Here is a 316-nt window from a genome sequence, read left to right on the forward strand (position 1 = left end):
GGGCGGATGTGCGCTCTGCGCCGCGGCGGCAATCTCGGGCACGCAAGCCGCTACGGTGGTTGCCACGGCCTCGGTCATAGCGATGGCGGCACGGCGGGTGGCACGTCGGATTTCGATCCACGCCAAGGTCATGATGATCAGCGCGACGATCAGCCAGGTCAGCAGGAATTCTGCGTGCGCCACCACCCAGGTGCGCACGAAATCGATGGGGTCGTTCAAGGTGGTCCTCCTTCGCTGTCACCCAGCGTGACAACTCCAAGGGACCCTGTGCAGCAAGTTGCGTTCCAACGCGAAGCGAATGCTCAAAAACAAACCG

General features: G+C 62.7%; 1 protein-coding gene. It reads right to left on the bottom strand.

What is annotated here, in order from left to right; genetic code table 11:
• Positions 1-219: hypothetical protein (locus tag RVY79_RS18595; protein WP_317466026.1), on the bottom strand; the 219-nt coding region annotated here is incomplete at its 3' end.
• Positions 220-316 lie beyond the last annotated feature (97 nt).

The organism is Chromohalobacter sp. HP20-39, from assembly GCF_033052815.1.
Lineage (GTDB): Bacteria > Pseudomonadota > Gammaproteobacteria > Pseudomonadales > Halomonadaceae > Chromohalobacter.